At 72.2% G+C, this 14,051-nt stretch carries 15 protein-coding genes; 10 read left to right on the top strand and 5 right to left on the bottom strand.

The window, feature by feature from the left end; genetic code table 11:
- Nucleotides 1–159 precede the first annotated feature (159 nt).
- Entirely contained in the window at nucleotides 160–378 is a 219-nt protein-coding gene (locus O7617_RS18340; RefSeq protein WP_282256999.1) for a hypothetical protein, read from the top strand.
- On the opposite strand, the gene O7617_RS18345 is transcribed toward O7617_RS18340, so the two are convergent.
- The gene (locus O7617_RS18345; RefSeq protein ID WP_282257000.1) at nucleotides 345–1,076 is read right to left on the bottom strand and encodes a phosphodiesterase; all 732 of its coding nucleotides are present in this window, start codon (nucleotides 1,074–1,076) and stop codon (nucleotides 345–347) included. The two genes, O7617_RS18340 and O7617_RS18345, sit on opposite strands and share 34 nt — an antisense overlap.
- 100 nt (nucleotides 1,077–1,176) lie before the next feature.
- Here O7617_RS18345 and O7617_RS18350 point away from each other — a divergent pair, with 100 nt between their 5' ends.
- The 9 genes from O7617_RS18350 to O7617_RS18390 all read left to right on the top strand — a co-directional run bounded on the left by O7617_RS18350 (nucleotide 1,177) and on the right by O7617_RS18390 (nucleotide 10,124).
- Nucleotides 1,177–2,466: a pitrilysin family protein gene (locus O7617_RS18350; RefSeq protein ID WP_282257001.1), complete on the top strand. Its 1,290-nt coding sequence runs from the start codon at nucleotides 1,177–1,179 to the stop codon at nucleotides 2,464–2,466.
- On the top strand, nucleotides 2,463–3,800 hold the full coding sequence (locus O7617_RS18355; RefSeq protein ID WP_282257002.1) for a pitrilysin family protein: 1,338 nt from the start codon (nucleotides 2,463–2,465) through the stop codon (nucleotides 3,798–3,800). The genes O7617_RS18350 and O7617_RS18355 overlap by 4 nt, the downstream gene beginning before the upstream one ends.
- A gap of 253 nt (nucleotides 3,801–4,053) precedes the next feature.
- Nucleotides 4,054–5,079, top strand: coding sequence for an aspartate-semialdehyde dehydrogenase (locus tag O7617_RS18360; RefSeq protein WP_282257003.1), 1,026 nt, complete (start codon nucleotides 4,054–4,056; stop codon nucleotides 5,077–5,079).
- Nucleotides 5,080–5,161: 82 nt separating this feature from the next.
- Nucleotides 5,162–5,635 carry a PPOX class F420-dependent oxidoreductase gene (locus O7617_RS18365; RefSeq protein ID WP_282257004.1) on the top strand — a complete coding sequence of 158 codons (474 nt, stop codon included), beginning with the start codon at nucleotides 5,162–5,164 and terminating at the stop codon, nucleotides 5,633–5,635.
- Nucleotides 5,636–5,832: 197 nt separating this feature from the next.
- Nucleotides 5,833–6,249, top strand: a complete 417-nt coding sequence (locus O7617_RS18370; RefSeq protein ID WP_145779288.1) for a CBS domain-containing protein — start codon at nucleotides 5,833–5,835, stop codon at nucleotides 6,247–6,249.
- 389 nt (nucleotides 6,250–6,638) lie between these two features.
- Entirely contained in the window at nucleotides 6,639–7,010 is a 372-nt protein-coding gene (locus tag O7617_RS18375; protein ID WP_282257005.1) for an SCP2 sterol-binding domain-containing protein, read from the top strand.
- On the top strand, nucleotides 7,010–9,070 hold the full coding sequence (locus O7617_RS18380) for a glycogen debranching N-terminal domain-containing protein (protein ID WP_282257006.1): 2,061 nt from the start codon (nucleotides 7,010–7,012) through the stop codon (nucleotides 9,068–9,070). Before O7617_RS18375 ends, O7617_RS18380 begins: the two co-directional genes overlap by 1 nt.
- Nucleotides 9,071–9,164: 94 nt before the next feature.
- Nucleotides 9,165–9,917, top strand: a complete 753-nt coding sequence (locus O7617_RS18385) for a lysophospholipid acyltransferase family protein (protein WP_282257007.1) — start codon at nucleotides 9,165–9,167, stop codon at nucleotides 9,915–9,917.
- Nucleotides 9,918–9,950: 33 nt separating this feature from the next.
- Nucleotides 9,951–10,124, top strand: coding sequence for a hypothetical protein (locus O7617_RS18390; protein ID WP_282257008.1), 174 nt, complete (start codon nucleotides 9,951–9,953; stop codon nucleotides 10,122–10,124).
- A 45-nt stretch (nucleotides 10,125–10,169) separates the two neighbouring features.
- Here O7617_RS18390 and O7617_RS18395 read toward each other — a convergent pair whose 3' ends face one another.
- From O7617_RS18395 to O7617_RS18410, 4 genes are all read right to left on the bottom strand, one after another.
- A complete protein-coding gene (locus O7617_RS18395) occupies nucleotides 10,170–10,892 on the bottom strand; it encodes a hypothetical protein (RefSeq protein WP_282257009.1) in 723 nt (240 codons plus the stop codon).
- A gap of 72 nt (nucleotides 10,893–10,964) precedes the next feature.
- Nucleotides 10,965–11,678, bottom strand: a complete 714-nt coding sequence (locus O7617_RS18400) for a response regulator transcription factor (protein ID WP_282257010.1) — start codon at nucleotides 11,676–11,678, stop codon at nucleotides 10,965–10,967.
- The gene (locus tag O7617_RS18405; protein WP_282257011.1) at nucleotides 11,651–12,859 is read right to left on the bottom strand and encodes a hypothetical protein; all 1,209 of its coding nucleotides are present in this window, start codon (nucleotides 12,857–12,859) and stop codon (nucleotides 11,651–11,653) included. The genes O7617_RS18400 and O7617_RS18405 overlap by 28 nt, the downstream gene beginning before the upstream one ends.
- Nucleotides 12,849–14,027, bottom strand: a complete 1,179-nt coding sequence (locus O7617_RS18410) for an ATP-binding protein (protein ID WP_282257012.1) — start codon at nucleotides 14,025–14,027, stop codon at nucleotides 12,849–12,851. The genes O7617_RS18405 and O7617_RS18410 overlap by 11 nt, the downstream gene beginning before the upstream one ends.
- Between the last annotated feature and the right edge of the window lie 24 nt (nucleotides 14,028–14,051).

A 14,051-nucleotide genomic window follows, 5' to 3' on the forward strand; every position in this document is an offset into this window, starting at 1 on the left:
TGGTGAAGTCACCGGCGTGCGAGCCGGCTGCCTAAACCATCGATACGAACGCGTCACGTCGCCCAGCGTACCCGACCGGATGCGGAAGCCCGCTTCCTCGTCCCAAGATGCGGAGTGAACATCGCGTGTCACGGTCGACGGCGGGGTAACAGGGGTGCCATGACTGACGAGCAGAGCGATCACGACCGCGTGGAGTCCCGCGCCCACCACCTCCTGCCCGAGGAGGAGGCCGTGGGCAGCGACGACCCGGAGGCGCAGGCGGAGGCCATCCTCGCCGAGTCGGACATCCGTGAGGAGGACCAGAACGCGGCACCGGACACGGTGCTGGAACGTCGTACCTCGGATCAGACGGTGGTCGCGGTCGAACCCCCGGACTGAGCGTTCGCCCCGCGGGCCCGGCGTGACCCCCGGTAGGTGTGCTCGCGCAGCCAGGCCAACGGGCCGGCCACCCGAAGGTCGGGTGGCAGGTTGCGCACCGGGTCGAACGCGAGGGCGGCGTCCTCCTCGGCGTCGAGTTCCGCGCCGATGCTGATCTGCCCCACCGGCCGCCACGGCCCCACGGCGGACGCGACAGCGAGCACCAGGCGCGGCGTGTCCGCCCGGGTCGCGGCGGCCACCGTGCCCAGGCTGCGTCCGAGGCCGACCGAGTCGGGGTCGGCCAGCGCGGCCAGCCAGATCCGCCGACGGCCCACGCGATAACCCATGATCGAGGTGTACGTCCCGGTGAAGTCACGCCGGGGCAGCGGCAGGTTACGCAGCACCGGGGCCGCGCCGCTGGAACTGACCAGCAGGTCGAAGGGGTGGTCGCCGTCGCGGTGCAGGCGCATCGCGAGGCCCAGCACGTCCGGCCAACTGCCGGGCGTCGGCGTGCCCTTGGACAGCCGGACGGTGGCCTGGTAGCGGAAGGGATCGTCCAGCAGGCGGGCCCCGGTCGGTGGTCCGGGCGTACCCCAGATCATCATCTCGCCGGTGAAGGAGCGACCGGCCGGATGCAGCAACCGGCCGCGGCGCCGGCCCAGCGCGGCGCTGGCGCGTTCGACGGTGGTGGCGAGTCGGGACGGCGGGGTGACGGTCATCGCCCTCCGGTACCCCGAGCGGCGGTCCTGATGCCGGCGGTCGGCTCGCCGACGGACCGCACGTCACCTTTCCGCCCCCGAGATCGGATAGCGTCGGGGCATGCCCGACAGCGGTTACCCCTGGCCCATCGAGACGTCCCGACTGGACAACGGCCTGCGCGTGGTGGTGAGTGAGGACCGCACCGCGCCGGCCGTGGCGGTCAACCTCTGGTACGACGTCGGCTCCCGCCACGAGCCGGCCGGGCAGACCGGCTTCGCGCACCTCTTCGAACACCTGATGTTCGAGGGCTCGGCCAACGTGGCGAAGACCGAACACATGAAGTTGATCCAGGGCTCCGGCGGCTCGCTCAACGCCACCACCAACCCGGACCGGACCAACTACTTCGAGACGGTCCCGGCCGAGCACCTGGAGTTGGCGCTCTGGCTGGAGGCCGACCGGATGGGCGGCCTGGTCCCGGCGCTCACCCAGGAGACGCTGGACAACCAGCGCGAAGTGGTCAAGAACGAGCGCCGGCAGCGCTACGAGAACGTTCCGTACGGGGATGCCTGGCTGCGGTTGCTGCCGCTGCTCTACCCGCCGGGGCACCCTTACCATCACGCGACGATCGGCTCGATGGCCGACCTGAACGCCGCCGACCTCGCGACCTTCCAGGCGTTCCACCAGACCTACTACGCGCCCAACAACGCGGTGCTCACCGTGGTCGGTGACGCCACCGCCTCCGACGTGTTCGCTCTGGCCGACAAGTACTTCGGCGCGCTGCCCCCGCGCGACGACATCCCGCCCGCCCCGGACGGCCGCAGTGTCCCGGCCACCGGGCAGACCGCCGTCGAGTCGGTCAGCGCCGACGTGCCGGCACCTCGGGTGTACATCGCCCACCGCACCTACGCGTACGGCAGCCCGGAGTACAACGTGATCACCGTGCTCGCCACCGTCCTCGGTAGTGGTCGGGGCAGCCGGCTCTACCAGCGGCTCGCCGACGGTGAACGGATCGCCCAGCCGGACTCGGTCGGTGCGTACGGGGTGGACCTCGCGCACGCCCCGGCGCCGCTGATCGCCACCGCCACCGCCCGCCCCGGGGTGAGCGCCGAGCGGCTGGCTGAAGGGCTGGCCGAGGTCGTCGACGAACTGGCCACCGTGCCGGTCACCGCCGCCGAACTCGACCGGGCCAAGGCGCTGCTCAGCACCGGGTGGTGGCGTCAGATGTCCACCGTGGACGGTCGTGCCGACCTGCTCGGCCGGTGCGCCACCCAGTTCGGTGACCCGGCCCGCATCGCCGACCAGTTGCCGGGCCTGCTCGCGGTGACCGCCGAACAGATCGCCGACGCCGCCGCCGAGGTGCTCGCCACCGACCGGGTGACCCTGACCTACCTGCCCGAGGAGACCTCATGACGCTGATCGCCGACCGTCCCGGCCCGGGTGCCGCGCGCCCGTACCGGTTCCCGCAGGTGGTCCGCCGTTCCGTGGCCGGTGGTCAGGTCGTCGCCGCGCACCTGCCGGGGCAGAACCTCGCCGTGGCCCTGCTGCTGCTCGACGTGGGCGCGGGCCAGGAGCCGGTCGGCAAGGAGGGCCTGTCCGGTGTGCTGGCCAAGGCACTGGAGGAGGGGACCGCGCAGCGGGACGCCGCCGCGTACGCGCTCGCCGTCGAAGGGCTCGGCACCGCGTTGACGACCGGGCTGGACTGGGACTCGTTCCAGGCCAGTGTGGTGATCCCGGTGGACCGGCTCGGCGCGGCCGTGGAGCTGCTCGCCGAGGCGGTCCGGACGCCCCGACTGGATCCCGCCGACGTGCGCCGGGTCCGCGACGACGAGGCGACCGCGCTGCGGATGGACTGGGCCAACCCGGGTCCGCGCGCCGACGCCGCCCTGCGCGCTGACCTGTTCGGCGCGGAGAACCGTTGGGGGCGTCCCATGCACGGCGACCCGGAGTCGGTCGCCGGCCTGGACGTGGAGGACGTCACGGTCTTCCACTCCGAGTGGTTCCTGCGCCCCGGCACCCTGGTCGTCGCCGGGGACCTGGACCGGATCGACCTGGACGCGTTGGCCGCGTCGGCGTTCGCGGGCACGGGCGGCGGTCCGGCCGAGCGGGGTGGCCCGATCGACGTGCCCCTGCACACCGGCCGGCGGATCATCCTGGTGGACCGCCCCGGTTCGGTGCAGTCGACGCTGCGGCTGGGCCACCCGTCGCCGTACCGGGCGCACCCCGACCACGTGCCGATGACGCTCGCCGGCACGGTGCTCGGCGGGGCGTTCACCTCCCGGCTCAACCACCTGCTCCGCGAGGTGCACGGCTACACGTACGGCATCCGGGGTGACTTCGCGTCGTCCCGGCGGTTCGGGCGCTTCGCCGTCAGCTCCGGCGTGCAGACGGCGGTCACCACACCGGCTCTGGTGGAGGCGGTGGGTGAGATCACCCGTACCCAGGCCACCGGGGTCACCGAGGACGAGCTGGAGGTGGCCCGGTCCTGGCGGGCCGGGCAGCTCTCGGTCGAGTTGCAGAGCCCCCGGGCGATCGCCTCCGCGCTGACCACGCTCGTGGTGCACGACCTGCCCGACGACTACCACGCCCGGCTGCGGGAGTCGCTGCTGGCGGCGGACGTCGACCAGGTCTCCGCGGCGGCGGCCACCCACCTGCACCCGGACGCGCTGACGCTGGTCATCGAGGGCGACGCCGCAGTCATCCGCGACGACCTGACCGCGGCAAACCTGGGCGACCTGATCACCTGACCCCCGCCGCCCCGCCGCCCTCCCGCGCCCTCCCGCGCGCCCTCCTCCCCTCCCGCGCGCCCTCCCGCGTTGATCATGAAGTTGTTGTCACCCGCACGGCGTGTCGTGGCGATAACTTCATGATCAACGGCTGAAGGCGGGGCGGAAGGCGTGGGAGGGGCGGGGTGGGAGGGGAAGGCGGGGGTGTGATGCGGGACCCGGGGGGTGGGAAAGGACTCCCGGGTTCGGGGGCGGGCTGGGTAGCCTCCGGGGCATGAGGATCGGCATTGTGGGGTCCACCGGCCAGGTCGGTGGCGTGATGCGGCAGGTGCTGGCGGAGCGGGAGTTCCCGGCGGAGCAGGTGCGGTTGTTCGCGTCGGCGCGGTCCGCCGGGCGTACGCTGCCATGGCGCGACGGTGAGGTGACCGTGGAGGACGCCGCGACAGCGAACTACTCCGGGCTGGACATCGTGCTCTTCTCCGCCGGTAAGGGCACCGCGCGGGAGTTGGCCCCCCGGGTCGCCGAGGCCGGCGCCGTGGTGATCGACAACTCGTCGGCGTTCCGGATGGACCCACAGGTGCCGCTCGTGGTCGCCGAGGTCAACCCGCACGCCGCCCTGGACCGCCCGAAGGGCATCATCGCCAACCCGAACTGCACCACGATGGCCGCGATGCCGGTGCTGCGCCCGCTGCACGCCGAGGCGGGGCTCGTCGGCCTCGTCGTGTCCACGTACCAGGCGGTTTCCGGCGCCGGGCTGGCCGGCGTCGCCGAGCTGGACGAGCAGGTCCGCAAGGTCGCCGAGCACGCCGCCGGGCTGGCGTTCGACGGGTCGGCCGTGGAGTTCCCCGCGCCCCGGTCGTTCGCCGAGCCGATCGCCTTCAACGTTCTCCCGCTGGCCGGTTCGATCGTCGACGACGGTTCGTTCGAGACCGACGAGGAGCAGAAGCTCCGCAACGAGAGCCGCAAGATCCTGGAGATCCCCGACCTGAAGGTGTCCGGGACGTGCGTCCGCGTGCCGGTCTTCACCGGCCACTCACTGCAGATCAACGCCCGGTTCGCCCGGCCGCTCACCCCGCAACGCGCGCACGAGCTGCTGGCCGACGCGCCCGGCGTGGCACTGACCGACGTTCCGACGCCGCTGCAGGCCGCCGGGCAGGACCCGACCTACGTCGGGCGGATCCGCGCCGACGAGACGGTGGAGTACGGGCTCGCCCTGTTCTGCTCCAACGACAACCTGCGCAAGGGCGCCGCACTCAACGCGGTGCAGCTCGCCGAGCTGGTCGCCGCCGAGCGCCGCTGACCGTCGCGTCACCCCGAGCCCTCGCCGATCGCCGGCGGGGGCTCGGTCGCGTTCCGGGCGACGGCCGACCCGGCATGCTTGGATGGACGGAGCCGACGTCCACCTGGAGGAGACCGTGCCGGACGACCGCACCCAGCAGGCGTTGACCGACCTGATCGCCGGCCGCTCGATGGGCGTGCTCGCCACCATCAAGCGGGACGGGCGGCCACAGATGTCCACAGTGGTCTACTCCTTCGACCGGGACGCGGGCGTGATCCGGATCTCGGTCACCGACGGCCGCGCCAAGACCGCCAACCTGCGCCGGGACCCCCGGGCCAGCTTCCATGTCGGCAGCGAGGACGGCTGGGCGTACGCGGTGGTGGAGGGTCGCGCCGAACTGACCCCGCCCTCCGCCGAACCCGGCGATGCCACGGTCGAGGAACTGGTGGGCCTGTACCGGGCGCTGCGCGGCGAACACCCCGACTGGGCCGAATACCGGCAGGCCATGGTCGACGAGGGGCGGCTGGTGCTGCGCGTACACGTGGAGCGCGTCTACGGAATGCCGCCCCAGGGCTGACCCGCCGACGTCGGCGATTCCTGTTCATCCCGCTGCTCGCGGTCGTGATCTTCCTGCTGCTGCCCGTCTTCTATGCCCTGACCAGCAGCGGATTCTACGAGCTGCGGCGACTGCGCCGATAGCCCGGCGAGCAGTGGGCGTTACCCCCTCCCGGGCGGCGGGTAGACGGGCCGTGCCGACACCGAGAGGGGAGCACCATGACAACGGTCGGAGAGTTCATGACGACCCGGTTGGTGACGATGGACGGCAACGACACGCTCATCGCGGCCGCGCAGGAGATGCGGGACAGCGCGATCGGTGACGTGGTGGTGACCGACGGAGACAGCGTGGTCGGCATCGTCACGGACCGGGACATCACAGTCCGGGGTGTCGCGGAGAACATGGATGCGGGCTCGACGCGGCTGAACCAGATCACCACCCGCGACGTGATCACGGTCAGCCAGTACGACGACGCGGTGGCCGCCGCGGACCTGATGCGTACCTATGCCGTACGCCGGCTCCCGGTCATCGACGACGGGCGTCTGGTCGGCCTGGTCTCGATGGGTGACCTCGCGGTCGAACGCGAACCGCAGTCGGTGCTCGCGGACATCAGCGCCGACGACCCGAACAACTGACCGTCCGCCGCGGGCACGCCGGCCCTTCCCCCAGGGGGAAGGGCCGGCGCTGCGCAAGCCCCATCCCGCGCCCGCCCCAAGCCCCATCCCGCGCCCATCCCGCGCCATCCCGCGCCCGCCCCAAGCCGGTGATCAAGAGGTTTGCGTCAGCGTCTCCGGCGTGTCGTGACGCAAACCTCTTGATCACCGGGGGCGCGGGGGCCGGGGCGCGGGGCCGGGGCGCGGGGCAGGGGGCGCGGGGGTGGGGGAGTTGGGGGGTCACCCTATTCGGGCGAGGTTGGGTGGGGGGCTTGCGGGGACCCGTGCGGGGACGTTCGACGCCGGCCGTCCGCGCGAGGCGAGCGCGGTGGGTGGGATCCCGGGCCCGGCAACTGGGAGGAGTGGACCCGATGGTGGACGCGACCACGAGGTTCTTCGAGGACCTGGACCGGCGGGGGTACGAGCCCCTGCTGGCGAAGACCTCCGGGACACTGCGTATCGACCTGCACGAGGGGGCGCAGACCCGGCACTGGCTGCTGAGGATCGACCACGGCCGGTTGAACGTGAGTCAGGAGGACCGGGAGGCCGATACGGTCATCGGCGCCGACCCGGTCCTGTTCGACGACATCGCCGCCGGGCGTGAGCACGGCCTGGCCGCGCTGTTGCGGGGGGACATGACGGTGTCGGGTGACGCTCGTCTGATCGTGCAGGTCGAGCGGATCTTCCCGGGTTCCCCGGACGCCCGGGGGCCCCGTCGCCGCTTCGTCGGGGAGGTGCACTGATGGGGCAGAGCAACACGATCCGGATCCTGGACGGCAACACGTTCGTCGTCTGCGAGGACACCGGCGACATCGAGGCGACGCCGAGCGAGCCGACCGGGCTCTTCTCCATCGACACCCGGTTCCTGTCGACGTGGGTGCTGACCGTCAACGGTGAGCGGCTCAACTCGCTCTCCTTCGATGACCTGCAGTACTTCGAGTCGCGGTTCTTCCTGGTTCCGGGCATGGCCACGCACTACGTGGACGCGAAGCTGTCGATCATCCGGGAGCGCGTGGTGGGCAGCAGCTTCCGGGAGCAGGTCACCATCCTCAACCACGACGAGAAGCCGGTCGACCTGGAAGTGCGGATGGACGCGGCGTCGGACTTCGCGGACCTGTTCCAGGTCAAGGACGAGATCCTGAACAAGAAGGGCGAGATCTACACCGAGGTCGAGTCGGATCGGCTGCGGCTCGGGTACCGGCGGGGCAACTTCCGGCGCGAAACGGTCATCTCCTCGTCCATGTCGCCCCGGTTCGACAACAAGGGGTTCGCGTACACCGTGCACCTGGAGCCCAACGAGCAGTGGGACGCCTCGATCCACGTCGAGACGCACGCGGTCGGGCCCGGTGGTCGGGACCTGCGTCTGGGTCTGCGCATGCGCGACACCGAGCGGCTCGCCCTGCAACACGACCTGGAGCAGTGGATCGCCGACGCCCCGAAGGTCAACAGTGAGCACGGTCGGGTGTCCAGCACGTACCGGCGCAGCCTGATCGACCTGGCCGCGCTGCGCTTCTCGCCGCTGTCGCTGGGTGGTGCCACCCTGCCGGCCGCCGGTCTGCCCTGGTTCATGACCATGTTCGGCCGGGACAGCATTCTGACCTGCCTGCAGACACTGCCGTTCACGCCGCAGTTGTCGAAGACGACGCTGCGCATCCTGGCCTCGTTGCAGGGCAGTCGGTTCGACGACTTCCGGGACGAGGACCCGGGTCGCATCCTGCACGAGATGCGCTACGGCGAGACCGCGGCCTTCGAGGAGCAACCGCACTCGCCGTACTACGGCTCGGTGGACGCGACGCCGCTGTTCGTCGTCCTGCTCGACGAGTACGAGCGGTGGAGCGGTGACGTCGCGCTGGTCAAGGAGTTGGAGCAGGAGTCCCGGGCGGCGCTGAAGTGGATCGACAACTACGCCGACCTGGTGGGCAACGGCTACATCTGGTACGAGCGGCGCAACACCGACACCGGACTGGAGAACCAGTGCTGGAAGGACTCCTGGGACTCGATCTCCTACTCCGACGGCACCCTGCCGCCGTTTCCCCGGGCCACCTGCGAGGTGCAGGGGTACGCGTACGACGCGAAGATGCGTGGAGCCCGGTTGGCCCGGGAGTTCTGGGATGACCCGGAGTTCGCCGACCAGTTGGAGCGGGAGGCGGCGGAGCTGAAACAGCGGTTCAACCGGGACTGGTGGGTGGACGACGGCGGGTACTTCGCCCTGGCCCTGGACCCGGACGGCCGCCAGTGCGACATCCTCAGCTCCAACATCGGCCACCTGCTGTGGAGCGGGATCGTGGACCCTGAGCGGGCGGAGAAGCTGGCCGAGCACCTGGTGGGGCCGCGACTGTTCTCCGGTTGGGGCGTACGCACCCTGGCCGAGGGGGAGACCAGGTACAACCCGATCGGCTACCACAACGGCACGATCTGGCCGTTCGACAACTCCTTCATCGCCTGGGGTCTGCGCCGGTACGGCTTCGCCGAGGAGGCCGCCACCATCGCCAACGGCATCCTGGACGCGGCCACGTACTTCGGCGGACGGTTGCCGGAGGCGTTCGGCGGTTACCCGAGGGAGCTGACGAAGTTCCCGGTGGAGTATCCGACGGCGTGCAGCCCGCAGGCCTGGTCCACCGGTACGCCGCTGCTGTTGTTGCGGACCATGCTCGGCCTGGAGCCGCACGAGGGGCACCTGGCGGTCGAGCCACGGCTGCCGGTGGGCATGGGACGGATCGAGGTGCTGGACATCCCGGGTCGGTGGGGTCGGGTGGATGCGTTCGCCCGGGGCCGGCTGGACCTGAACAAACTCGACGACTGAGGAACCGACCGACTAACCGGCGGCGGCACGCCTGTCGTGTCGCCGCCGGTTCGCCACTCGGCCGAACCCCAGCCCGGCGGGGTAGATTCTGCGGATGCCGGAGCTCGTGTACCCGCCCGTTATCGCCACCGCCAAGACGATGTTCCGTCTCCTCGACCTGAAGATCACCATCGAGGGCGCCCACCACGTACCCCGCACCGGCGGGGCGGTGTTGGCCAGCAACCACGTCAGCTACCTCGATTTCATCTTCGCCGGTCTGGGCGCCAACGCTTCCGGTCGGCTGGTCCGGTTCATGGCCAAGGACTCGGTCTTCACGCACCGGATCTCCGGCCCGCTGATGCGCGGCATGCGGCACATCCCGGTGGACCGGCAGGCCGGCGCGGCCTCGTTCCGCGCCGCGGTGAGTGCGCTGAAGCAGGGGGAGGTCGTCGGCGTCTTCCCCGAGGCGACGATCAGCCGGTCGTTCACCGTCAAGGAACTCAAGAGTGGCACGGTCCGGATGGCCCGCTCGGCGAAGGTGCCGGTGTTGCCTGTCGCGCTGTGGGGCACCCAGCGGCTCTGGACCAAGGGTCGGCCCCGCACGCTGACCCGCCGGCACACCCCGATCACCATCCTGATCGGTGAGCCGATCGAGCCGGCGGACTTCCCCGACCCGAACGTGCTGGCCGCCGAGCTGACCACCCGGCTCAGCGCTCTCGTCGACCGGGCCCAGCGGGAGTACCCGGAGAAGCCGACCGGCCCGGAGGACACCTGGTGGCTGCCGGCGCACCTGGGCGGCACAGCGCCCACGCCGGAGGAGGCCGCCGCCCTGGACGAGGCAGCCGAGCACAGCACCCCCAGCGCCTGACGCCGCCGTGGCCGGATCGTTCCGCACCCGGGCATGAGGGTGCAGGACCTGATCGACAGCCGGTACGCCGAGACACTGCCACTGGCCGACCTGGCCGCCGCCGGGGGTCTGGCGGAACGGACGCTGACCCGGTTGTTCCGGGCGGCCACCGGCCTCACCCGCTCGGCTACCAGCAACTGCTCCGGGTCGAGCGCGCCGAGCACCTGATCGGGCACGGCGCGACGGTGGAGGCCGCCGCGCGGACCGTCGGCTTCAGCGATGCCCGGATGCTGCGCCGCCTGCGAGCCCGCTCCACGAGGTCGGCTCCGGCCCCGAGCGGTAGTAGTCGTCGCGGGAGTGGAATTCCACCGGCAGCGAACCGGGCAGCGTGACCCGGGTTTCCCCGGCGAGGAGGGCGGGGCCGGCCCGCAGCAGGAGCACGTCGCGTTCCTGCGCCGAGAGGTCGACCAGTTGGGGATGGGTGAGCCGGAACATGGCCACCGCCCGGCGGATCTGCTGAGCCAGCGCCGCGACCTCGGCGGCCGGCCCGCCGAGGGCCAACGCCGGCTGTTGGATGGTGCGCAACGCGTCGCAGACGATCAGCAGCTGCGACGGTGCGTCCTGCTCGGTCACCGGCAACTCCAACCGGGACGGCCACTGCCAGCGGATCTGGCCGCTCATCAGGCCGTCGAGTCGGGCGGGCGGCCGGGCCCGGGTCGTGCCCGCGACGACGAGCGACAGGTGCGAGCCGCTGCCCACCCAGCAGATCCGCTGGTCGGTGATGGTCACCGCGACCGGCTCGGGTAGCTGCCACCGGCGCCGCGCCTCGCTCGGCCCGAGCAGGTAACCCGACACCAGCAGGCGGTGGCGGCCGAGGACCCGCTCGCCGGGGACCGGGCGCAGGCTGTGGCGGCGATCCAGGACCGGCCCCACATCGTCGTCGGGCGCGTCGAACCGGTGGGGGCCGATGAAAAAGGGGGACGCGTCGGCATGCATCGTCACGACCTCCCGGTCAGCTGGCTGTGATGAGAAGCCTGGCGGACCGCAGGGCCGCTGTCATGACGCCTGTTAGGGGGTCGGCCGGTCGTGTGCCGCCTGTGACCGGTAGATGCCGATCTCCTCCGGGCGGACGAGGCCGTCCTCGATCGCGCGGGCGAGCAGTGCCGCCTTTGTGGCGGCCGGACGCCCCGCCCGGGTGTACTTGATCCGCGCACGGTCGACGTACTGCTTCACCGTGTGCTCGCTGATCTGCATCCGGCGGGCCACCGACGCCTTGGACATCGACTGGAACCAGAGCAGCAGCGCCTCACGTTCCTTGTCGGACAGCATCGGCCGGTCCGGCCGTGGGTCGCCGACCATCGCCCCGGCCAGCGCCGGTGGCACGTACGGGCGGTCGCTCGCGGCGGCCAGCACGGTCGCCACGCAGTGCTCCCGCCCCTCGTGTTTGGCCAGGAACGCCGCCGCGCCGGCGTCCAGCGCGGCGAGCATGGTCTGCGGGTCGGTGTGTTCCGAGTAGACCACCACCCGCCGGCCGGCGGCGCTCAACTCGGCCAACTTGTCCAGTGCCATCCGCCCGTGCAGTCGCAGGTCGAGCAGGACGACGTCGGCGTCCGGCGCGGCCCGTAGCACCTCGTCCGGGTCGTCGCCGGTGGCCAGCACGGTCAGCCGGGGCTCGGTGGCGAGCCAGGCGCGGACACCCTCGACCACCACCGGGTGGTCGTCGACGATCGCCACCCCGATCGGCCGCTCGCCGGTCATCGCCGCCACCGGGTCTGCGCCCATCTGATGTCCCCGTCCCGTTCGTAGAGGTGCTCCACCTGCCCGTCGTCGTGTCGGGCGAGTGGCGGACCGGTCGCCTCCGGTCCCTCCCGGTCCGGGGTGACCAGGCTGACCACCACCTCGTTCGGGCCGGACACCACCGTCAACCGGGCCCAGCCGCGGGCGTCGGCGAGCGTGGCGGTGAGCGGATCGGCCAGCCGACGTCGGATCTCCACCGGCAGCGGCGGCGGGTTCCCGATGGTGACCAGGTCGATCGGTAGGCCGTTGCGTTCGGCCAGGTCGGCGGCGGCTCGCAGCTCGTGCAGCAGCGGATCGGGCACGTCGTCGGACTCGGCGATCAGGCGACGCAGCCGGGCGGCGGCGAGCACGCTGCGGCGCTGCACCTCCGGGTCGGCCGGGTCGGCCTGACCGGAGGCCAGCTCCCCGAGGACCCGCCCGGCGGCCGAACTGACCAGCGCGAGCCGGTCCCGGCGGTCCCGGCGGCCCCGTTCCGCGGCGTCGCGCTCGGCGGCCAGCGCATGGCCGGCAGCCGACATGGCGGCCCGTTCCCGGGCCAGGGCGACGATCGCGGTGCTGCCCACGAACACCGCCACCGGAAGGGAGAACGTGCCGTAGACGTACATCACGTAGCGGGCCACGTCGACCGGGTCGGCCCCGTGCCCGAGCACGGCGACCAGCGCGATCACCGCGTGCGTGCTCAGCAACGCGATCAGGCCGACGACCCGCTGCCCCCACACGGCCAGCACGAAGAACCAGCCGAGCGTGCCCCACACCCAGTTGGCGGCGGTGAACAACTGCCCCTCGCCGGCGGCGGCGAAGACCGCCGCGTCGACGACGAGGAAGAGCCCGGCCAACGGCCACGGCGGCAGCGGCGAGCCGCGCAGGAGGCGTACCCCGGCCACCGCGCCGACCACCGCGACCAGCACCCAGGCGCCGAGCACCACGACCGGCGCGGCGAACTCCGCGCGGGCGCCCAACACCGCCGGCAGCCCGATCGCGACGTGCCAGACCAGCGCGATGGCGACGGCGGCGATCCGGGCACCCCGGTCGGACGCGTGCGCGACGGCCGCCGGCGCGGCGAGCCCTTCGGCGACGACCGGCTCCCGAGGTGCCGGCGCACTTGTCCGGTCCGGCGCCTCCGCTTCGCCGGTGGTCTGCGTCGGCGCGCCGAGGTCAGCCGACACCGGGCCACTCCAGTCGGATCCGGGTGCCCGCGCCAGGTGCCGAATGCACGTCGGCCCGCCCGCCGACCGCCGCCATCCGGCCGCGGATCGACTCGCGTAGCCCGTACCGGTGCGAGGGGACGGTGGCCGGGTCGAAGCCGGGGCCGTCGTCGGCGACCTCGACCACGACGCCCACCGCGTCCCGGCTCATCCGCAGCGTGACCTGCGCGCCCGGCGCATGGCGGAGCACATTGGACAGCGCGGCGTAGGTGCTCTCGCTGATCGCGTCGGCAACCCCCGCCGGGACCGCGTACGGCTCCAGGGCCAGGTGCACCGGCAGCTCGGGCAGGCGGCCGACCACCGCCCGCATCCGCCCGTCCAGCGGCACCGGGCCATCGCCGGCCACCGGGCCGACGTCGGTGAGTGCGACGAGGGTACGGAGGTCGGCGGCACAGCGTTCACGGAAGGCGGCCGAGGGCCCGGGCACCGCGCCGAGCCCCACCATGGTCAACGTGCCGAGCACTGTGTCGTGCAGGTCGCGGTTCTGTTGACGTTCGGCGTCGCGGGCGGCCCGCGCGACGACCGACTCCCGGGCCAACAGTTGGTGCTCGACGAAGGCGCGGTCCGCCCGGCCGATCCGTCGGCGCATCACCCCCGCCATCATGGCGGTGCAGAGGGTCTGCGCCAGCAGGGTCGCCGCGTGCGCCCGGGCTTCCGTGGGATTGCCGGCCGCCTGCGCACCGGTCACGTAGGTGCCGATCACGAGCAGCCCGGCCGGGATGGACCAGCGCGCCGGGGCGGTGGCCTGCGTGTTGATCACTGTGGTGCTGGCCAGCACGGCGATCCAACTGCCCTCGCCGGGTAGCACACCGGGCGCCACCAGGACGGGGATGAGGAGGCAGGCCAGCGCGGTGACGGCGACGTCGCCGGCGACCAGGCTCGGGCCGATGCCGTGGCGTAGCGCGCGGTGCGCGTACCAGATCGACCAGCCGGTCAGCGCTGCCACACCGGGCAGCAACACGGCCGGCTCGACCGGTGGGGTCCGTACCGACAGGGCCACGGCCGCGCCGACCAGACCGCAGGTCAGTCGCAGGATGGCCGGCAACGTGGTGAAGATGAGGCCGAGCGCCCCGCCGGCCGGATTGTCCAGCGTGGGCGGCGGCACGACAGGAGTGGCCGTGGCCGGCATCGGGAGGTGTCCTTCCGACAACGA

The sequence above is a fragment of the Micromonospora sp. WMMD1155 genome, assembly GCF_029581275.1.
Taxonomy (GTDB): domain Bacteria; phylum Actinomycetota; class Actinomycetes; order Mycobacteriales; family Micromonosporaceae; genus Micromonospora.